The organism is Nocardia sp. CDC159 (assembly GCF_023740735.1).
In the GTDB taxonomy this organism is placed as follows: Bacteria; Actinomycetota; Actinomycetes; order Mycobacteriales; family Mycobacteriaceae; genus Nocardia; species Nocardia pulmonis.
In genome coordinates this window covers 168,287-188,438 of the sequence record NZ_JAMRXH010000009.1, presented here as the reverse complement: position 1 = coordinate 188,438, position 20,152 = coordinate 168,287, and the positions used below count along the sequence as shown (strand labels likewise).

Annotated in this window: 20 protein-coding genes and 1 pseudogene; 11 read left to right on the top strand and 10 right to left on the bottom strand. The window is 66.8% G+C overall.

Translation table 11 applies throughout. The annotated features are described in order from the left end of the window. Positions 1–137 precede the first annotated feature (137 nt). Entirely contained in the window at positions 138–635 is a 498-nt protein-coding gene (locus NDR87_RS21110; protein WP_251914743.1) for a hypothetical protein, read from the bottom strand. 1,029 nt (positions 636–1,664) lie between these two features. Between NDR87_RS21110 and NDR87_RS21105 the strand changes: the two genes are divergently transcribed. Further along, positions 1,665–2,822: a helix-turn-helix domain-containing protein gene (locus NDR87_RS21105; RefSeq protein ID WP_251914742.1), complete on the top strand. Its 1,158-nt coding sequence runs from the start codon at positions 1,665–1,667 to the stop codon at positions 2,820–2,822. Between the two features lie 252 nt (positions 2,823–3,074). On the opposite strand, the gene NDR87_RS21100 is transcribed toward NDR87_RS21105, so the two are convergent. Continuing rightward, complete coding sequence (locus NDR87_RS21100) at positions 3,075–3,632, bottom strand: recombinase family protein (RefSeq protein WP_251914741.1); 558 nt, start codon at positions 3,630–3,632, stop codon at positions 3,075–3,077. A gap of 746 nt (positions 3,633–4,378) precedes the next feature. On the opposite strand from NDR87_RS21100, the gene NDR87_RS21095 reads away from it, so the two are divergent. The 3 genes from NDR87_RS21095 (at position 4,379) to NDR87_RS21085 (ending at position 7,216) form a co-directional block, all read left to right on the top strand. Further along, a complete protein-coding gene (locus tag NDR87_RS21095) occupies positions 4,379–4,567 on the top strand; it encodes a helix-turn-helix domain-containing protein (protein ID WP_251914740.1) in 189 nt (62 codons plus the stop codon). A 130-nt stretch (positions 4,568–4,697) separates the two neighbouring features. Then, entirely contained in the window at positions 4,698–6,941 is a 2,244-nt protein-coding gene (locus NDR87_RS21090) for an AAA family ATPase (protein WP_251914739.1), read from the top strand. Then, positions 6,938–7,216 carry a DUF724 domain-containing protein gene (locus NDR87_RS21085; RefSeq protein ID WP_251914738.1) on the top strand — a complete coding sequence of 93 codons (279 nt, stop codon included), beginning with the start codon at positions 6,938–6,940 and terminating at the stop codon, positions 7,214–7,216. The genes NDR87_RS21090 and NDR87_RS21085 overlap by 4 nt, the downstream gene beginning before the upstream one ends. Positions 7,217–7,285: 69 nt before the next feature. Here NDR87_RS21085 and NDR87_RS21080 read toward each other — a convergent pair whose 3' ends face one another. Further along, the gene (locus NDR87_RS21080) at positions 7,286–8,728 is read right to left on the bottom strand and encodes a recombinase family protein (RefSeq protein ID WP_251914737.1); all 1,443 of its coding nucleotides are present in this window, start codon (positions 8,726–8,728) and stop codon (positions 7,286–7,288) included. Positions 8,729–8,830: 102 nt separating this feature from the next. Between NDR87_RS21080 and NDR87_RS37420 the strand changes: the two genes are divergently transcribed. The 3 genes from NDR87_RS37420 (at position 8,831) to NDR87_RS21070 (ending at position 10,215) form a co-directional block, all read left to right on the top strand. Beyond that, positions 8,831–8,956 carry a hypothetical protein gene (locus NDR87_RS37420; protein WP_286013819.1) on the top strand — a complete coding sequence of 42 codons (126 nt, stop codon included), beginning with the start codon at positions 8,831–8,833 and terminating at the stop codon, positions 8,954–8,956. Positions 8,957–9,061: 105 nt separating this feature from the next. Then, positions 9,062–9,463 (top strand): PaaI family thioesterase, encoded by a 402-nt coding sequence (locus tag NDR87_RS21075; RefSeq protein WP_251914736.1) that lies wholly within the window; start codon positions 9,062–9,064, stop codon positions 9,461–9,463. Further along, complete coding sequence (locus NDR87_RS21070) at positions 9,463–10,215, top strand: alpha/beta hydrolase (protein WP_251914735.1); 753 nt, start codon at positions 9,463–9,465, stop codon at positions 10,213–10,215. The genes NDR87_RS21075 and NDR87_RS21070 overlap by 1 nt, the downstream gene beginning before the upstream one ends. A gap of 7 nt (positions 10,216–10,222) precedes the next feature. On the opposite strand, the gene NDR87_RS21065 is transcribed toward NDR87_RS21070, so the two are convergent. Continuing rightward, entirely contained in the window at positions 10,223–11,131 is a 909-nt protein-coding gene (locus NDR87_RS21065; protein WP_251914734.1) for a zinc-binding dehydrogenase, read from the bottom strand. A 174-nt stretch (positions 11,132–11,305) separates the two neighbouring features. Between NDR87_RS21065 and NDR87_RS21060 the strand changes: the two genes are divergently transcribed. Continuing rightward, positions 11,306–11,920 carry a TetR/AcrR family transcriptional regulator gene (locus NDR87_RS21060; protein WP_251914733.1) on the top strand — a complete coding sequence of 205 codons (615 nt, stop codon included), beginning with the start codon at positions 11,306–11,308 and terminating at the stop codon, positions 11,918–11,920. A 153-nt stretch (positions 11,921–12,073) separates the two neighbouring features. Here NDR87_RS21060 and NDR87_RS21055 read toward each other — a convergent pair whose 3' ends face one another. After that, a complete protein-coding gene (locus tag NDR87_RS21055) occupies positions 12,074–13,192 on the bottom strand; it encodes a permease (RefSeq protein ID WP_308212122.1) in 1,119 nt (372 codons plus the stop codon). A gap of 106 nt (positions 13,193–13,298) precedes the next feature. Continuing rightward, a complete protein-coding gene (locus NDR87_RS21050; RefSeq protein WP_251914732.1) occupies positions 13,299–13,517 on the bottom strand; it encodes a hypothetical protein in 219 nt (72 codons plus the stop codon). Between the two features lie 92 nt (positions 13,518–13,609). Here NDR87_RS21050 and NDR87_RS21045 point away from each other — a divergent pair, with 92 nt between their 5' ends. Then, on the top strand, positions 13,610–14,011 hold the full coding sequence (locus NDR87_RS21045) for a nuclear transport factor 2 family protein (RefSeq protein WP_251914731.1): 402 nt from the start codon (positions 13,610–13,612) through the stop codon (positions 14,009–14,011). A 103-nt stretch (positions 14,012–14,114) separates the two neighbouring features. On the opposite strand, the gene NDR87_RS21040 is transcribed toward NDR87_RS21045, so the two are convergent. Then, a complete protein-coding gene (locus NDR87_RS21040; RefSeq protein ID WP_251914730.1) occupies positions 14,115–14,609 on the bottom strand; it encodes a CAP domain-containing protein in 495 nt (164 codons plus the stop codon). A gap of 238 nt (positions 14,610–14,847) precedes the next feature. Between NDR87_RS21040 and NDR87_RS21035 the strand changes: the two genes are divergently transcribed. Then, positions 14,848–15,717 carry a hypothetical protein gene (locus tag NDR87_RS21035; protein WP_251914729.1) on the top strand — a complete coding sequence of 290 codons (870 nt, stop codon included), beginning with the start codon at positions 14,848–14,850 and terminating at the stop codon, positions 15,715–15,717. A 171-nt stretch (positions 15,718–15,888) separates the two neighbouring features. Continuing rightward, positions 15,889–16,170: pseudogene (locus NDR87_RS21030) on the top strand (SAM-dependent methyltransferase); the annotation flags it as partial. On the opposite strand, the gene NDR87_RS21025 reads toward NDR87_RS21030, so the two are convergent. The 3 genes from NDR87_RS21025 to NDR87_RS21015 form a co-directional block, all read right to left on the bottom strand. Next, positions 16,156–18,054 carry an MFS transporter gene (locus NDR87_RS21025; protein ID WP_308212130.1) on the bottom strand — a complete coding sequence of 633 codons (1,899 nt, stop codon included), beginning with the start codon at positions 18,052–18,054 and terminating at the stop codon, positions 16,156–16,158. The pseudogene NDR87_RS21030 and the gene NDR87_RS21025 sit on opposite strands and share 15 nt — an antisense overlap. Before the next feature lie 191 nt (positions 18,055–18,245). Beyond that, on the bottom strand, positions 18,246–18,566 hold the full coding sequence (locus NDR87_RS21020) for a hypothetical protein (RefSeq protein ID WP_251914728.1): 321 nt from the start codon (positions 18,564–18,566) through the stop codon (positions 18,246–18,248). A 113-nt stretch (positions 18,567–18,679) separates the two neighbouring features. After that, entirely contained in the window at positions 18,680–19,978 is a 1,299-nt protein-coding gene (locus NDR87_RS21015) for an aldehyde dehydrogenase family protein (protein WP_251914727.1), read from the bottom strand. Between the last annotated feature and the right edge of the window lie 174 nt (positions 19,979–20,152).

The window sequence follows — 20,152 nt, the reverse complement described above, 5'->3', positions numbered from 1 at the left end:
GTCGCGAGTCCGACGGTAGTCCGCTTTGCTACGTGCGCGTTCCCCTCGGAACCACTTTCGGTCAACGTATCGCTTCCATCTTCGTTCTTCGTCGTCCGGGTCCACAGTTCAGCCCCCCGCGTATCCCCGGCTTGCACCTAGTCGTCGATGTCCCGGTTCACCCACTCCTCGAGTGGCGGGCGTCCATGCTCTACCCATTTCGCATAGTCCTGTTGGGAGTAACCGAAGATCGTGGTCCACTCCTCGCCGGTACGCCGAACGATCGCCGTTCCCAGCAGAGGGATGACGTCGAGGTACATCGGGTTGTACCCCTCTTGAATCACCGGGCCGAAGCCGCGACTGCGGTTCTCGTCGTCGTATTCGGGCACGTTGTACCACTCGCCTTCGAAGTTCCTGCGGAAGACTTCCCCCAGAAATCGCGCGAACTGGTCCACAAGTTCCCGGTTCTCCGGGCGGTCTTCGTACCCCGACTCGGGGAAGCGTTCCAAAGCCGCCTGTTCGGCACGCCGCAGTCCCTCAGCTGTCCACGGGTTCTCGGGCATGTCCGACACTGTTTCGGACAGGAACTTCGCCAGTTCCTCGTCCATGCGCTCCACCCAAGCCAACCAGCGCGGGTCTTGCTGGTCGCGTTCCATCTGCTGACGCTCGGCCTCTGTGTACGGCCTTTCGCCACCCACCGCATCTACCCCTTTCGCCGAATTCGAGCCGAACACGTTAGTGTGACCGATCCGTGCGGGCGACGCCCCGCAAACCCTGGCCGAACACGATAGGGGCCAGCCAGGGCGCGCAGCTCACCTGTACGTCGCCCCCTCCCAAAGCCGTTCGGCCACCCAGTCCAGTGCCAGGCAGGCCGCCGCCCCGATCAGGAATCCCTCGAGGTGCCGGACATCTGCCCGCCACACAACCACCGCCGTTCCAGCGGTCAGCGCGGCCATAGGCACAACGGTTCTAGCCTTCCTTGCATTGATCATGAAGTTCGTCCCCCTTATGTGTTCGAGGCAGCACCCTCGGCCGGAGTCCGTTGCTGTTCGGCCGGTAGACCGAAGGCGCTGCTCTATGGCGAAGCTGTTGGTTATGCAGTGTGGTTCATCGGGCTACTGCTCCGATGCGTCGTCGTTGTCTTCCGGCCCGATCATCAGCACCCCCTTTCGAGGCTGTCGTGATTCATTTCGTGCCGTGCCACCGAATCTCCCGAGTGCGCGAAAGAGACTGGCGCGGAACGTCTTCAGTAGTTGCGGCTGCTGTCGGGCTTGAACTTCCCCGCCTCGATCAAGACCTGTAACGCCGACGCTTTACGCGGGCACTCAGCGGAATCACAATCCCTGTGCTGCTGCGTGATTCGATGCGCTTCGTCGACTGTGAGCGATTGGTTCGGTGCCGCATGGTAGTAGCCCTCCGCGACCGTCTCCCGTTGGATGCGGGCGCGAACCTCTTGCACACTTACGCTCGGTCGCTCTGGCTCGGTGTCTTCTCGCCACCAGTTGAACCCCACCGTGTACACCCCTGCCGTCATTCGATCCGGTCATTGGTACGGCACCCGACACCGGGGATCGACACGGTGATCATCCCGGCATCGGGGCCTCTTTATAGCCTCACTCCGGCGGCGCGGCAGGTGATTCGAATTCGCGTCTACAAGCGTCTACACAGGCGTTTACGATGGCGGAATGGAGACCGGTCACGAGGACTCGGTTGCGCTCGGTGCCCGTCTGCGCGCCGCGCGGGAAGCAGCTGGACTCAGTTTGTCCGCCCTTGCAGCGCGCACGCACTACAGCAAGCCGCTGCTCGGACTGCTGGAGACTGGGCGACGGCAGGTCAAGCCCGAGCACGTCACCGCCTACGCCGATGCTCTGGGGATCGGTTCGGGGTTGTTCGTCGAACCTGCCGATGGTGAGCAAGCGGCAGCTGAATGGATTCAGCGGATTGCCGCTTCTGATCTTGGCGGTGGCACCCTCGAGCGGTTGGAGTTGGCCGTAGACGACCTGGCGGCGGGTTACGCAACGACTCCGCCGAGGGACCTGCTCGCGCGCATACATGAGCATCTGGGCTATGCCGGACGGCTGATAGACAGTCGGAAGACCCTGACCCAGCACCGCCGATTACTGGTCACGGTCGGCTGGCTGTCACTGCTGGCCAGCACATGCCATATCGACCTGAGCGAAAAGTCCGCCGCAGCGGCCCGAGGGCACTTGGCGTGGAAGCTCGCAGACGAAGCGGGACACCGCGAGATCGCCGCATGGTGTCTGGAAACCCGAGCGTGGCAGCAACTGACGGACGGGGAATTTGCGGCGGCGGCCGAGCTATCGCGCGCCGCGCAGTCTTTGGCACCGGAAGACAGTTCGGTGTTCATACAAGCCACTGCGCAGGAAGGACGTGCATTAGCGCGGCTCGGGGACAGCAAGGGCACATACGGGGCGCTACGTCGCGTGGCACGGTTAGTGTCCGGCCTAAGCGTGCCTGATCGGCCGGAACATCATTTTCGCTATGACCCGGCGAAGTCGGATGCCTACGTGGCGACCACATTGGCGTGGCTCGGTGATCCGGCGGCGGAGTCCTACGCTCGACACGTTCTTGCCGATCTGACCGGTGCCGCCGTCGTTCGGCCGCGTCGGATCGCTTCGGCAAACCTCGATTTGGGCCTAGCTCTGGTGGCAGCGGATAAGCCCGATGAAGCGGCACACGTTGCGCTGGCTGCGGTGGAATCCGGGCGTCTGGTCCCGTCGAACTACTGGCGTGTGTCTGAGGTGGTCTCACGGATCGAAGATCGAAACGCGCCGGACGCGGCCACGGTGCGTGAAGCGTTCCGAGACACGTACCGGGCGTAGTCGCGCTTTGTCCGAACCGCTTGCAGGGGCGGTGCGTGTGCTGGCCTCAGCCCTGGCGCACTGACCAGTACCCGCCCCCGCGCCACCCGCCCACTCCTCTCTGTGGCCGCCCCTCAGGTACACGGGCCGATTCTGCGCCCACCCGGGGGTGGGGGTGTCGATAGGCCCGGGAGTTTCGGACGCTAACGGTTGACTCTCTGCCGACCCAGCGAGCCACCGAGCGGATCACCTTCCGGGGCACAGCATTTCGCTTCAGTCGGTTTCGGAGAGGTAGCGGTACACGGTGGCACGGGAACAGCCGAGCATCTTTGCGATGTCGGGCACGCTCACGTTCTTGGCTTTGAGGCGGCGGGCCTTGGCGGCGTCGGCGTTGTCGAGCTTGCGGGGCCGTCCTCCCTTGCGGCCGTTGGCGGCTGCGGCGGCGAGTCCGGCGCGGGTGCGTTCGATCATCATGTCTCGTTCGAGTTGGGCGAAGGCGGCGGCGATGGTGAGCATCGCTTTGCCCATCGCGCCGTCGGTGTGCAGGCCCTCGGTGAGCGAGCGGAACCCGATGCCGCGTGCGGTCAGTTGCTCGATGAGCTGGAGGACGTGAACGGTGTTGCGGCCGAGGCGGTCCAGCTTCCACACGGTCAGTACGTCACCGTCGCGGAGGTGGTCCAGGCAGCGATCCAGCTCGGGCCGTTCGGTCTTGGTGCCGGACACACCATGGTCGGAAAAGACGCGTTCTGCCCCAGCGGCTTTCAGTGCGTCGAGCTGAAGCTGGGGGTCTTGGTCGGTGGTGCTGACTCGTGCGTAGCCGATGACTGCCACTGATCGTCCTGTCTCATAATCCCGCCACGTATCAGGTTTTGAGACTAATGGTTGTGAGACAGGGTTACAAGACACGCAAGGCAACCCGTATCGGCAGGACGGCTCGATCAGACCTCAGCGAGGCTGACTGTCTCAGTAAACGAACGTTTTCGAGACAGCGGTCATGGCCGATAACCGCTGCCTATCGTGTGAGGATCGCCACTTTCATGCGTTTGTGTGGAAACACTCGGTCGGTCGCGTTCGGCCCCTTCCGGTCATCTCGAGACACCTCCGGTCATCTCCGATCCTTTCCGAACATTTCCCTGCGTTTCCGCCAATAGGCCAACCGAGGGGTGTGCGCGCCGCGGGTACGGCATGGTGTCGGAAAAGTGTGTTTTCATCTATTGCAGGTTGTTCCACGGCGAAGAAACGGGGCAAAGGAAATGCGTATAGCGGGCAGATGAATGCCGGACACAGCTCGTGACCTGCCCAGTCACCGGCAGAGCCCCTGGCCGGAGGACCCCCCTCCCCCGGGTCAATCCGCCACCGCACCACTCCGTTGATTCGACCGGATACGGGTTCCAAGGGGTTTTTCATAGTCCCGAAGATGGGTTTGAGCAACTCGTCACGAGGTGTGCTGTCGTCTCGTTTCGCATTTCCCGTCTACAACATCTTGCAAGTTGGCCAGCTTCCCCAAGAATGGGGGGAGGCAACGCAGGGGAAGGAGTGCGATGCCAACCGACAACTACATATCGAGAGGGGCCGAGATGGCAGCCGACTACGTGACGACAGGACAAGCCGGTAAGCGGATCGGGGTGACCTCGCAAACCATCCGGACGTGGATCAAGGCAGGGCTGCTGACCGGGTATCGAGTCGGGCCTCGCAACCTCAAGGTGAACCCCGCCGAACTGGATGCCCTGGTGGTGCGGATGTACGGGCAGGGGGACGCGGCGTGATCGACATGCAGGCCCACATCAAGGCCGTGGTGGACCAGGCCCCGCCCCTGAGTCCCACCCAGCGCGAGGCCATTACGGCTCTGCTTCGCACCTCGCGCAGGCCGACACGACCTGTCGAATCGGTGGAGACGTGGCAGGCAGCCGCGTGATCACTCCAGAGCAAAAAGATATCCCGGTCGGTGTTGGCGCACTGACCGGGACGAAGGAACATCCGCTTACCAGCAAGGATATTCGCAAAACCGTGTCCCACCGTAGCACGAGCCCAAATGCCGAACACGCTGATTCGAACGGCAGCGCCTTCGATCGGGTGATCGACGCGTTCCAAGCCCACGGCCTGATCGTGGACGTGAAGTCCGGTGGCCGCGCCTGCGCACAGGCACCGGGCCACAGCGTGGCCGATCGGTCGGTGGCCGTGACCGCCACCGCCGGACAGGTGCTCATCCATTCCCACAGCGACCCGACCCCCGATGTCCTCGCAGCGGTCGGGCTCGCGCATGCCGATTTGTTCGACAACCCGAAGGGTGTCACCTACGACTACGCCGATGGTCGGCGGGTGCACCGCAGCCCCGCCAAGACCTTCCGGCAGTCCGGGAACACGAAGGGCCGCAGCCTGTTCCGTGTCGAGAACCTGTCCGCGCACCCCGACGCGACGGTGTACGTCGCCGAAGGCGAAAAGGACGTTCTCGCCCTGGAAGCCGTTGGCGCGGTCGCGGTGTGTTCGGCAGGCGGCGCGGGCAAAGCGCACCTGTTCGACTGGACCCCGTTACGGGGCCGCACGGTCGTGGTGGTCGCCGATGCTGACAAACCCGGCTACATGCACGCCGCCGGGGTCGCGGCGCAACTGTCCGAGGTGGCCGAGTCGGTACGCGTGGTGCAAGCACGCACCGGCAAGGACGCCGCCGACCACATCGCAGCCGGACACAGCATCGCCGAATTCGTTGCCGCCCCGATGGAATCGGTCACCGCGGAATCGGTTGCCGTGTCACCCGGTGGCCGATTGTTGAAGGTGGTGCGCGGCAGCGAGGTGAAGACCAAGCGGCTGGAGTGGGTGATCCCCGATTGGGTTCCGGCCGGAGCACTGACCTTGCTGGCCGGGCGGGAGGGGTTGGGCAAATCGACCATCGCCGCCTCGCTGTGCGCGCAGATCACGCGGGGCACCCTCGAGGGATCGCTGTACGGACAACCCCGAAACGTTCTCTACGTCCACAGCGAAGACGCCCGCGACTACACCGTCACCCCACGATTGCAGGCGGCGGGCGCGGACCTGGACCGGGTGTTGTTCGTCGACGTGGCCACCGAAACCAGCGAATGCGCGCCCCTGGTCCTGCCGCTGGATACCGCAGCGCTGGAACAGATCATCGCCGCCAACGAAGTGGCCTTCGTCGTCCTGGATGCGGCAGCCTCGGCCATGGCGTCGAACCTGCGCGGCAACGACAACAACGACGTGCGCGCCTACCTCGAGCCGATCAGCCAGCTCGCCGCCCGGCAGAACTGCGCCGTGCTCGGTCTCGTGCACTTCGGCAAGCGCGACGGCACCGATACCGGCAAACTCATTCTTGGTTCGCTGGCCTGGTCTCAGGTTGCGCGCTCGGTGCTGTCGATGGCCAAGGACGACGAAACCGGGAACCTGGTCGTGTCCAATACCAAGGCAAATCTGGCTTCCCACATCCGCTCGATGGAAGCGGTCATCGAATCCGTCAGTGTCACAACCGATGACGGAGACGCTGAGGTCGGGGTGCTCCGCTGGCTCGGAGAATCCCACCGCAACGCCGTCGAACTGCTAGGTGGTGACGATGACGTCGACGGCGACGACCGTAGCGAGGCCGAGGCATGGCTCGAGGACTTCCTCACCGAGCAGGGCAGCGCGGCCGCCAAGGAAGTCAAAGCCGAGGCACGCAAACAAGGGATCGCCGAGCGCACCGTAAAGCGGGCGGCGAAGAAACTCGGCGTGGTCTACAGCACGTCCGGATTCCCCCGGACAACGCATTGGGCTCTGCCTGCACAGTCGGGCCAGCCGGGCCGCACACAGCCCACACACGGCCCGACTGGCCCCACTGGCCCAACTGGACCCGACCAGCACAAACACGATGGCCCCACTGGCAGCAATCCCCAGTCGGGCCACGCCCACGAATCTGGCCCCACTGACAACGCACCAACGCTGCAACTGATCACGGTGGACGCCGCCACCGAACCGGCGTGCCCGGTCTGCGGCCGCGCGCACGACGATCTGGCATTGGATTCCGCCGCGCTGTGCAACAGCTGCCGCACCAGCGGCAAGTACCTCACCTCGTGCGCGGTGTGCGGGCGAGATCTACCGCCCCGCTTCGGATTCGACCGTCACCACGCCTGCCGAACCATGGGAGCAGCATCATGACCAACGACCACTCGGCCTCCGACCGCGAACGCCAACTGGACGCGATCACGTGGCCCCGACTGGGCAAACGGTGGAGTGAATGCACCATCAGCGAGATGGAAACCGTTCTCGCCGACCTTCGCAGTGAGATCGACGCCAACGAAGTCCGTATCGCGCGAATGCAAGCCCGTTGCGATCAATACGATGCCGCCGTCGCCGACGGGCTGGAACAGGCCGCGAAGTGGGCGAACGGCCTTGTGCAACTGGAGAACTGGGCCAACCGAAACCACAGATAGCCGCACCACACAAGCCGACAGTGGTACCGGCACCGAACTCGCAGCGCCGGTTGCCGGTACCACTTCGGGCTAGGTAGCGACACCCGCGGCCGGGTCCTTCCACTCGATCTGAATGCATGCCGGGTCGAAGTAGCGCCCACCGGGCTTACGGCCACGCGGAGACGGCAGAATCGTGACCGTCATCAACGCATCGATGACCTTGCCCTTCACATCAGCGCTCAGGCCGTCCCAACTGGTTTTGAGATCATCACCGGTGAGAATGAGATTGGCCAGGACCGACTTCTCTCGCGCCCGCGCAATCTCGGCCCTGACCTCCGCCAGCTCCGCCTTCTTCTGCGCAGTACCGGATTTCAGCTGCGAACTGGTGATCTCGTCATCGTTGAACATCACCATCAGATCGTCGAGCCGCTTCACGATCGCTGCCTCACGAGCCTTCAGGGAGTCGATATCTGCGATCTCTTCATCGCTGCCGAGGGTGATCGCCGCGTCCGCCCGCGACAAGCGCTCGAGGACAAGAGCCTCCACATACTCGTCCACAGGCTCCGCAACCCTCGCGAGATGCGCGGAGTGCTCGCAGCGGTAGGACCGTGTCGAGACAGAGCCCTTATTGGCCGAGATCGTGGTCATACGGCCGGGGCATCGGGACCTGCCGCAGCGGTAGACGCCGGAGCCCATCCAGCGCCGCTCGAATGTCACGTTCTTGGAACGCTCGGGATCGAGCAGCAGCGCTTCCACAGCCGTTAGCGTGTCGATGTCGAAGATCGGTTCCCAGTTGCCCTCGCCCACGATTTTCCCGTTGTGCTCCAACAGCCCGGCGTTCCGCTTCCGAAGCAACACCGCGCGGACCTGTTGCGCCGAGAACTTACCTCCCCGCGACGTCCGTAGCCCTGCCTCGTTCCATTCACGCGTGATCTGCCGAACGGATACACCTCGGAGTAACCGAACCGCGCCGTCGCGGACGGCATTCGCTTCGTTCTTCCGTAACTCCATTGCTCCGGCCTCCCAGCCGAACGGCCGAGGACCACCCAGATACTTACCGTCCAGCGCAGCTTGCCGCTTGGCGGCCTTCATGCGCTCGATCCCACGAGCAACCTCGTGCTGCGCAATCGCACCCTGCACCCTCGCGATCATTTGCCCCGTGGCCGTCGACAGATCGAGGATTCCCGCCTTCACGGTGTGAACCGTGACGCCGTGCCGCTCACACAGCTCGATGAACGACTCCAACTCGGCCGTTCGCCTCACGAGCCGATCGGTGTGCCAGACAAGCACTTTGGTGGCCTCCCCTGCCTCCAGCGCCTTGTTCATCGCGTCGAAGCCTTTGCGCGGCTTGCGAAGTGCATAGGCCGACGTGTCGTTGTCGTCGTAGATGGCCGCTACCGTCAAGCCCAACTCGGCCGCAAGCTTCTCGCAGTCCTCCCGCTGTCGTTCAACCCCAAGGCCAGCCCCCTCCTTATCCCTCGAAATTCGCACGTAGATGAACGCCGCATCCTGGGATGCCCTGTCTAGCTGCATGTTTAAAACAGTACCAACCGCAAGTTCGAGCCGGGTTTCATCGCCACCGACCTGTCGGCGCGTGCGGATGACGCTCGGCTGCTGGTCCCGCTGGACAAGGGCGTGGCCGCCATGGTGGCCGCGATCGAGCGTGAGCCGGTGCGCGCCCGCGTACCGGCATGGCCGTGGCGGGCGGTGGGTGCCGTGCTGCCGTGGCTGCCCCGGGGCGTCGTCGCGCGGGTGAGCTGATTCCGGCCGAGAGCGTGCCCGACGCGCAATCGCCTGCCGGGCGCCGGTGGACGATTACCCCTCGGGTAATCGACCGGACGCCCGGCCGTTCGGCAGGCTTGGGTCATGATCGATACCGAGGGCACGCAACTGTTCCACCAGACCATGCCGTTCACCGAGAAGCTGGGCGTCGAGGTGCTCGAGCAGCGCGCGGAGGTGGTGCGCAGCCGGTTGGCGTGGGCGCAGAGCCTGTGCACGCTGGGCGGCGTGCTGCACGGCGGCGTGCTGATGTCGCTGGCCGATGCCACCGGTGCGGTATGCGCGTATCTGAATCTGCCCGCGGACGGGCAGGGCACGACAACCGTGGAGTCGAAGACGAACTTCCTGCGCGCGGTGCGCTCCGGCTTCGCCACCGCGACCGCGCGTCCGCTGCACGCCGGGCGCACCTTCATCGTGGTCGAAACCGAGATCCGCGACGATGCCGATAGGCTCGTCGCGAAGGTGACCCAGACCCAGGCGGTGCGGTAGTGGCGAAGTTCAAAACGTGGGACGGGCTCGAGCTGAGCTACCGGGAATGGCCCGGCGACGGGATTCCGGTGGTGCTGCAGCACGGCATCGTGGCCGATACCAATGCCAACTGGATGAGCGTGGGCGTGGTGGCGGCGCTGCAGGCGGCTGGGCGGCGGGTGATCTCGCTCGACGCGCGCGGGCACGGCCGGTCCGACAAGCCGCATGATCCGGCCCGGTACTCCTGGTCGGCGATGGCCGCCGATGTGCGTGCGCTGTTCGACGAGTTGGGGCTGGATCGGCTGCACCTGGTCGGCTATTCGATGGGCGGCATCATCGCCCTGCTGGTCGCGGCCGCCGACGAGCGGGTGGCGCGGCTGGCGGTGGGCGGGATCGGTTGCGGCGTGGTCGATCTGGGCGGGATCGATCATCGGGTGATCACCGCCGAGCAGTTGGTCGGGGCCATGCGCGGCGAGGCGGCCGGGGTACCCCCGCCGGGTTCGATGTTCCGCTTCCTCGCCGAGGCGCTCGGGGCCGATCTCGAGGCCATCGCGGCGGTGGCGACCGGGCTGAACGAGGCGCCCATCGAGGATCTGTCCCGCATCGCCATGCCCACGCTCGTGCTCGCCGGTGCGGACGATCCGTATGCCGCCGAGCCCGAGCGGCTGGCCGCCGCACTGCCGGATGGTCGGTCGGTCGTGGTGCCGGGCGATCATCTGACCGCGGTCGCCGATCCCGGATTCCACACCGCCCTGGTGGATCACCTGCGCTGAACCGCGACTATCCGGCAGCGCCGACCCGCACCGCCACCCGCCCGACATTGCGGCGGGCCGCGACGAGGTCCATCGCCTCGGCGATGCGATCGAAGGGGAATACGGTGTGGCGAGGTCGAATCCGCCCCTGCGCCAGTAGATTCCACAGCTCGTCTCGATAGGCCCGCACGAGTTCGGGCCGTTCGCGACCGAGCAGCCCCATCGAGAACCCGGTGACGGTCTTCAATTCGGCGAGCAGACTGCCCGCGTCGACGCTGCCCCCGCCCGCGCTGTAGGCGACCAGGCGGCCGTGCGGCGCCAGGGATGCCACTCCGCGCTGCACGAAGTCGCCGCCCAGACCGTCCAGCACGACATCGAACCGCTCCGCGCCCAGCTGGTCGTAGGTACGGACCTCATCGGCGCCGCACTCCTCCAGGAAACGCGCCTTGTCCATCGAACCGGCCGCTGCCACCAGACGTTTCGCGCCGAATGCCCGGGCCAGTTGCACCGCCAGGTGGCCGCTGCCGCTGGCCGCCCCGGAGATCAGGATCGAGTCCCCGGCCCCGAACCGCCCGGCCCGCAGCGCGCCCAGGGCGACCAGTCCGCCACGAACGACGGCCAGGCCATCGGCCGGATCGACGCCCGCCGGGAGTTCGGCCACCAATTGCGGTAGCGCCAGCGCGAATTCGGCATAGGCACCCTCGAACACGATGCCGCCGACCGCCTTGCCGACCCAGCCCTCGTCGACGCCGGGTCCCACCGCGACGACCGTTCCGACCACCTCGGCGCCCGCGTCGGTGCCTCCCGAACGCAGCAGGCGCAGGAGTCCGAGGTGGACGCCGACCAGCTCGGTGCGGATGAGCAGTTGCCCCGCGCCGGGGGTGGGGCGGGCGGCCGCCACGATCTCCGGGGACGCGGAGAAATGAATCTTGTGCACCGAGGGCACCTTTCGACAGTCGATCGGGAGTGGGCGGGTTGCTTCCAGTGGGCTCAGCAACTGTTTCGTGGCAGCATGCGACCTCCTTCCGCTGAAACTTACATGGGATGTAACTTTATATTGAGACTACCTAGTGGGTCAAGGATAAATTTATGCCGGAGGTAAGATTCCTCCATGAGCACACCCCCGGGCCTGCGGGAGGCGAAGAAGCAGGAGACCCGCCAGGCGATCTCCGATCACGCCACCCGCCTGTTCATCGAGCGCGGCTTCGAGGCCACCACCATCGCGGAGGTGGCCGAGGCCGCGCGGGTCGCGAAGAAGACCGTGACGAATTACTTTCCGCGCAAGGAGGATCTCGCGATCGATATCCACGAGCGGTTCGTCGCCTGGCCCGCCGAGACGGTGGCGGCCCGGCCGGTGGGCGTCTCGGCACTGAGCGCGCTGCGCGCGGAATTTCACGCTGCGGCAACGCGGTTCGATGCGGTGGCCGGCTTCTCCGGCCCCGAGTTCTGCCGAATGATCGCCGACAGCCCGACCCTCACCGCCCGGCTGCGCGAACTGCACGACCTGCGCGAGGATGCCCTGGCCGAGGCGCTGCCCGGCGACGAGCTGACCCGCCGGGCCGCGGCCGCACAGCTGAATGCGGCCCTTCGTCTGCTGTTTCGGCGGGTGCTGGAGCTCACCGCGGCGGGACGATCCCGAAAGACCGTCGCGCGCACGGCGATCCAGGAGGCCGACCGGATCTTCGACCTGCTGGAACCCGCACTCGGTGATTACGCCGCGACCTGATTCACCGCCGCGACCAGTTCGGCCGCGCGTGGATCGATGTCACCCTCGACGATGTGGTTGGTGACATGGGCGAAGGCCAGGCCGCGCGCACACCCTCGAAACCCGCTGTCACCGTGCCGTCCATGGTCATGACGTCACGAAACACGATGGCGATCAGTCGTGATGGTGGGCATGGCCGGTCTCCGGGGAGCCGCCCATCATGCGCAGCATGCCGAGGCCGCCGGTGCGGACGAAGCGGATGACGAGTGCGGCCGCCAGCGCGAGGAAGACGATGTTCAGCCAGGTGGTGTAGTTCCAGCGAATGCCCTCGGCCATGACCATGGCGTGGCGCTGCTGTGGGATGAGATCCATTGCGCCGAACAGGATTTCTACCGCGTAGCCCGCACCTACCATGGCGACGTAGAAGGTGCCGAGGATGGTCAGCATCATGCGGATGCCGTAGTACTTGCGATAGATGTTGAGGATCGGGAGGATCAGCAGATCGGCGAAGATGAACGCGGTCACGCCGCCGAAGCTGATGCCGCCGTTCCACAACACGGCCGCCAGCGGGACGTTGCCGATCGAGCATACGAAGGCCGCGATCGCCACCAGCGGGCCGACGATCGGGCCCCAGATCGCCGACAACACCGGATGATCGGTCAGAAAGAAGTTCTGCCAGAACGAGTTCGGAACCCACGCCCCGATCGCACCCGCGATGAGCAGGCCGATGACCAGATCGCGCAGAATCGCCGCCCACTCCATGACGAAGACATGCGAGACCGCGGTGAAGCTGCGCCCCGACATGTCCATGGCCGCATGGCCTTCCATCGATCCGGCCAGTCCCCGATCGGCTTGCTCCCGCGCGGCCTCGATCACCCGCGATCGCACGAAGATCCGGAACAGCACCGCGATCAGCACGATCATGATCGGCCCGCCGACGAATTCGGCCGCGGTGAACTGCCAGCCCATCAGCAGCGCCAGGATGATGCCGAGTTCGACGACGAGATTGGTGGATCCGATCTCGAAGGCCATGGCCGCGGTGAAGTGCGCCCCCTTGCGAAACAGCGACCGCGCCAGCGCGACCGCCGCATACGAACACGACGACGAGGCCGCACCCAGTACCGACGCGATGGCCAGCGTGCGCGGGCGATCATCGCCCAGCAACCGCACGATCGTGGATTTGGACACCACGGCCTGCACCACCGCCGACAGCGCGAACCCGAGGATCAGCGCCCAGAGAATCTCCCAGGTCATCGACCCGGCCAACGCCAGCGCGTGCACGATCGACTTCACCGCGGCCTCCTCTCCCGTTCCGAGCCGCCCGAGCCGTCAAGGCGGCTTTCGCTACAGCGGTAGCCCGATCCCGAGCGGGAAAACCCACCCGAAGATCAGATGGATTTCAGGCGAGGGACGACAGCGGCGGCCCGGTCACCAGCACCGACCGCCGAATCCGCTCGTCGGCGGGCGCCTGCTGCTCCCTCTGGAAGAACTGGTCCATGACGGTGAAGCCCGCGAACCCGGCCTGCTCGGCAATGTGCGCGCTGTCGGCGAGCGTCCGTGCGATGCGCGCGGGATCGGCCGGAGTGGCGAAGTTCCAATAGTGCGAGCTCAGATCCATGACGCCTCACTTCCGGGTAGCAGGCGGGTATCGGACCGGCACATACCGTCCCGGCCCACCCTAACCCCGCCCGTCGAGTGATACTGGCGCGCATGGCGATCTCGATTGCGGACCGGCTGGCCATTCACGAACTGCTGGCATTGCACGGGCATCTCAGTGATGCGGGTGACTTCGAGCGGATGAGCGAGGTGTTCGTCGCAGATGTGGAGTACAACCTGACCGAGCTGGGCGGCGGGCTGGTGCGCGGGCGAGATGCCCTGCGCGATATGGCCCTCGAACTCGGTGACGGGAATCCGCTCGCGCATCATGTGACCAATGTCGTGGTCTCGGCGCTGGACGGCGATGCGGCGCTGGTGCATTCGAAGGGCCTGGGCATTGGGGCCGATGGCGCCGTCGCCAGCGTCACCTACGAGGACATCGTCCGCCGCACCCCCGACGGCTGGCGGATCACCCACCGCCGGGTGGTGCCGCGCCGGAGGCCGCTGACCCCCTGAGCCATACGAATTCCGCCCGGTGCACCAGCGCCCACTCGTGGATGTCGGGTGGCGATCGGGCGCGCACCGCCAATACATCACAAAACAATAACCAACGGTCGCTTCAGCGCGATGTGGCGAAGTTCTGCACCCAATACGGCGTGCCGTTTCTTCCCGGAGCGGAACCCACCCCGATATCCCGGAGTCTGCAATTCAGGATATTGGCGCGATGGCCCGCACTGCGCATCCACGCGGCCACGACTTCGGACGGACCGGACTGACCCGCGGCGATATTCTCCGCCCACATCCGCGCGCGATACCCGGCCGCCCGAATGCGATCACCCGGGCCGCCCCGCGACGAGTTGTGACTCAGGAAGCCCTTGGCCGCCATATCCTCTGCGTGCGCCTGCGCGGCCCGGGTGAGCCGGGGTTCGGCGCGGAGCGGGTCGCATCCCGCCTTCGCCCGTTCGGCATTGGTGAGCGTGACCACCCGATCGGCGACCGACCGCGCCTGTGGCGCCGCGGCGGCAGGAGGCGCCGAAAGAATGACACAAGCGACAAAAGCCATTAATCCGACACTGTACGATAATGATCTGTCGAAAGCTGAAGAAGAACGCATGAATTCCCCTTTACGAGCAGCATCACGGTTGGGTAACGGTAGCACTCTGACAAGACGGTGTGCAAGATCTACAAATGATCACTAAAACATTGTGCAAACCGTCCCGAGAGGCCCGCTGGCACCGTTACGATGTCGCCCATCCGGAAATAGTTGTTCCACCCGACCGCACATTCTCGATCTTGTCGTGCGCATATCGTTCCGGGCTTCTAATCGACTCGTTACGAAGGAAAAACAACCGATGGGAAAGCACAGCACGCGACCCAATCCGCTCTGTTCGATGCGGTTGGCCATGCTCTCGCTGACGGCGCTGGTCACGGCGGGCATCACCACCCAGCACGGTCCGGCTCCCTCGAATCAGGCCACGACCCTCACCGCGACCTGGTCCCAGCTGGACATCCCCGACCAAACCTCGATTCCGGCCCCCACCCCCACCGAGATGCCCAGGCGCGCAGCGGATCCGGTGGGCGACGCGGACACCGCTACCGCGCCTGCGCCCCCGAGCCGTCCCGGCTTACCCCTGCTGTCCGAGCCGAGGCCAGAGCCGCACGACGAACCCGCCACCACCGAGCGCCCGGCCCCGCGGCCCCACCACCGCCCCGCACCCGCCGCCCACGTCGACGTCCGGACACCCTCGGCGGCAACGGATCTCGGCTCCCTGCTGACCAGCCTGGGCGCGGCGCTCACCGCGGGAGCGACGGTGGCACGAGTCGTCGAGTCCGGCAGCGCCGCGACCGAGCCACCCCCGGCCGAGGAGACCGCCACCGCCGACTGCGCCGAGGCCGATGCCACCGCCGAAAACCCGCGCTCGGCAACCGATCTCGGCGCACTACTGGCCGACCTCGGCACCGCGGTACAGGCCGGAGCCGCGTTGACGAAGGTCCTGGAGTCCGGCAGCGCGACCCTCGACACCGGTAGCTCGCTCGCCGAGACCGGCAGCTCGGCACTCGGCCCGCTCGGCTCGCCGCTGGAGCCCGGCAGCGCGGCCCTCGGCCCGCTCGGCTCGCTCCTGACGTCCGGTAGCGCGGCTCTCGGCCCGATTGCCCCGCTGCTCGGTACCGGCAGCGCGACCCTCGCGCCGCTCAGCGCCGCGGCGGCGGCCTCCGCCTGATATCGCGAGGAGCGGCTCGGCCGCTCCTCATCCGGTCGTGACCTCGGCGAGCACACGGTCCATGACGCGCTCGGCCAGGCCGGCAATGGCGCACCGGCAGCGACATGTTCGCCAAACCGATGCTTCGGCGTTCCGCGCTGCTCACCCGACCGGCGGCGTCATGATATTGCGATGACCCGCTACGACTCGACCGGCCGCACCTACGCCCGCACCCGCCGCCCCGATCCGCGCATCGCCGCGCGGATCGAACACGCGCTGCGGGGTATGACCTCGATCGCGAACATCGGGGCGGGCACCGGATCCTATGAGCCGGAGCGCACCGTGGTGGCGGTGGAGCCGAGTCCGGTGATGCTCGCGCAGCGGCCGCCGGGCGCGGCCGCGGCGGTCCGCGGCGTCGCCGAACACCTTCCGCTGCAATCGGTTTCGGTCGATGCCGCGCTAGCGGTGCTCACCGTGCAGCACTGGAGCGATCTCGATCGCGGGCTGGCGGAGATGAAACGGATCGCCCGCCGCCGTGTGGTCGTGCTGACCTGGGATGATCGCGTCTTCCGGGAATTCTGGCTGCTGCGTGAATATCTGCCCGCCGCGGCCGAGACCGACGCCATGCTGGCCGTGCCACTGGACGAACTCGTCGAACGCCTCGGCGATGTCGTCGTCAGCGAGGTCGCGGTCCCGCACGATTGTGCCGACGGCTTCGGCGGCGCCTTCTGGCGTCGCCCGCATGCCTATCTCGACCCGACCGTCCGCGCGGGGATGTCGATGCTCGCCCTGACCCCGGAAGCCGAACTGCGCGAAGGGCTTTCCCGGCTGCGCGCCGATCTCGACAGCGGCGCCTGGGCGGACCGCCATCCGGAACTGCTCGGCCGCGCCACGCTGGATCTGGGATACCGCCTGCTCACCGTGCAGCTGTGAACCTCGGTACCACAGCCGCATCGGCACCGGCCGCGCGCCGCCCAGCCGATGCGGCAGCGGGGTACGCACCACGACGCGGGCGAGGTTGCCCGACACCATGATGATCACGCCGACCGCCGCGGTGAACACCACCACGCTGGTGACGAACATGCCCTCGGTGTAGCGGTGGATGTCGGCCTGGACGGTACCGGCCGGGGCCGTGGTCGGGATCGCGGCCACGATGGGGGCCAGTGTGCTCAGCCCCAACGCGTAACCCACCTGTGCCACACCGAATTTCGCCGCCGCCACCGCCCCGGCCGCATTGGGCGGCACCGCCGACATGATCAGCACCGACTGCGCGTTCTGCGCCCACATCAGGCCGAATCCGATCAACGCCCCCGCCGCCGCGTACAGCCACAGCTCGGTCCGCTCGGCGACGAAGATCAGCGTCAGCGAGCCGAGCCCACAGCACACCAGTCCCGAGGCCAGCACCGCGCGCGTCGTGGTCCCGGCCTCTTGCGCCTGCCCCGCCAGCACCGCGCCGAGCAGCATGCCCAGCGACAGCGGCACCACGGCCAGGGCCACCGGCAGCACCGGACCGGCCACATAGTCGGCCAGCAGCACCGCGGTCTGGCACAGATACACCGCCTCGGCGAAGGCGAAAACCACCCCGGCCAGGCACGCAGCCACGAAGGGCAGCGAATCCAGCAGTGCCACCGGGAAGGCGGGCCGCCCGCGGCGACGCTCCCAGCGCACGAATACCGCACCCGCCAGCACGGCGAAGGCCAGCGTGCCGAATACGCCCGGACTGTCCCACCGATAGTCGACCGAGCGCCCGATGGCGATCAGCGCCGCGACGAGCGCGACCGATCCGAACAGCGCTCCGCCCACATCGAAGCGCCGCGGACCGACGGGGCGGTGGTCGGGAACCGCGAGCCAGGCCAGCGTCACCAGCCCCAGCACGAGCCACGCCAGCATCAGATAACCATTGCGCCACGGGGTTTGGGTGCTGAGCACCTGCAACCCGACGCCACCGGCCAGCACCCCGACGGCCTGGATGCCCAGCCACAGCCCGAACACCCACGGTAGTTCGTGGCGGAAGTACAGCGCGGGCACCAGCGCCAGCGCCGTGCCGACCGCGGCGGCCACCCCCGCTCCGGTGAGCACCCGGCCGAGCAGGAATACCCCGGCATCGGGCGCATAGGCGGTGAGCATGCTGCCGAATGCCACCGCCAGTCCGCCGCACAGCAGCACCCGCCGCCGCCCCGTCCGGTCGCCGATCATGCCCACGGCCAGGATGCAGGCCGCCGATGCGAGGGCCCCGATACCGGCGGCCGTCGCCGCGACACCGGGGCCCATGTCGAATTCCTGCCGCGCCTGCGGTAGCGCTATCGAATGCACCGCTGTATCAATGCCTTGCACACACGACAGCAGGGCGATGGTCACCAGCGCGAGGGTGCGACGCTCCCGTCGCGCTCGCACCGGAACCGGCCAGAACTGCAGCGTCGGTGTTTCGAACGTCGTCACACGCACCCCTTCTGCGAGAAATCACCGGTATTGCCGACATATTGCCCAGCTCGGTGCGGATTTCTCGACAGGCGCGTGGGGCGCGTCGGGAATGATGCGAAGAATTGTCGTCAGCGTGGCTTCAGACGCCCCGCCGCGACCAGGACCCGAAACGCCGCGGCCTTGCGCTCGCAATCGGTGACGGTGCAGTCCAGATGCTGCTGCATGGTGCGATGCGCCTCCGGTATCGCCAGCGGATGATCCGGTGCGGAATGCGGCTCGGCGGCGGGCGGCAGCGACGCCGGGACCAGGGCCTCGGCGAGAAGGCGCTGCCGGATCTCGGCCACCGTGCGCCCGTGTGGGATTCGCTGCGGGCGCACGCCGAGCACCACGGCCGTCATCATGCCGACCATCACCATCGTGGCCGCGAAAACCTGCCAGCCGCCCATCATCTCACCTCCGCCGCGGTGAAATCGAAGGGATCGGGGACATCGTGCGGATAGCTGTTCATGACTCTCTCGTCGATTCCGAACTACCTTTGTGAACTACTTTCTGACAACGGACATCACGTATAGCTGGGCGCGGCGAGGTGAACCGAGACGTCGTTGTGACCGACCCGCGCGGCGAGCAGCCGTCCGGCGACATACGCCGCCGCGGCCTCGTCGGCGGTCCACACACTGGCGCACGGACCGCACCCCTCGTTGGCGGCGGTGACGGCGGCCGCGGCGTCGTCGACCCGCACGACCGGCAGCACCGGCCCGAGGGTCTGCTGGGTCAGCACCCGCATCGGCGGCCGCACCTCGGCGAGCACGGTCGGCGCGAACACGTGTCCGGCCCCGTCGCCGCCGACGCACAGCGTGGCACCGTGCGCCACCGCGTCGCGCACCTGCTCGCGCAGATGGCGCACGTGCGCGGCCGAGGTGAGCACGTCCACACCGGGATCGTCCGGATCGGCGGCGGCAAAGGCGGTGACCTCGGTGACCAGCCGATCTACGAACGCGTCGTAGACCGGTGATTCGACGAAGACGCGCTCGATGCTGTGGCAGTTCTGTCCGGATTCGGCCAGTCCGCCCAGGGCGATTCCGACCGCCGCATGATCGAGATCGGCATCCGCCAGCACGATTGCTGAAGATTTGCCGCCCAATTCGAGCCGACACGGAATGAGCCGCGCGGCCGCGCGCAGCGCCACCACCTTGCCGGTCTCCGGCGAACCGGTGAAATGCACCGCGTCGACGGTGTCCACCATCGCGGGACCGGCCTCGGGGCCGACCGCGAACTCCAGCACCGGCGGCGCACCGACATCGGCCCAGCCGGTGACGATGGCGCGCGCGGTCAGTGGCGTCGCCGAGGCGGGCCGCAGCAGCACCGCCGATCCAGACAGCAGCGCGGGCACCGCGTCGAACAGCATCGCCGCCAGCGGATAGGTCCATCCGGCGAGCACGCCGACCACCGCGCACGGGCGGTATCCGACGGCCAGGGGCAGTGCGACATTCGGGACGCCCTGCGGCCGTGACCGCTGCATGTCGAGGAAGACCGCGCCGTGGGTGCGGTAGTAGTCGAGGGCGTCCATGCCGAGCCGGAATTCGCGCACCGCGGCAGATACCGACTTGCCGGTTTCATCGGCCAGCAGTTCCACCAGGCTGTCCCGGTTGTCCAGCAGCCAATCCCGGAATCGGGTCATCCAGTGCACCCGCCCGACGACACCCAGTGAGCGCCACTGCCATTGGTCCGCCCGTAGCCGGTCGACGAGGGTGTACACCGCCGCGGCGGTGTCCGTCGGCACGGTGCCCAGCAGGCGGCCGTCGGCGGGCGCGGTGACGGTGATCCAGGCGGTGCTGGCGGGATTCGATCGAGCGGAAAGCATTCGGTGGCTCACTCCGGCGCATCGTCGATGATGGGGCCGCACCGCGATCGCGCAGCACTCGGGCCAAGTGGACGAACGCCCGGGTCGGAAAGGTGCGCCGATCGCGATGCGGCATGGAGAAACCGTATGGCTAACACCGTCGTCCAACCAGCACGCATTGGGCCACAAATCGGC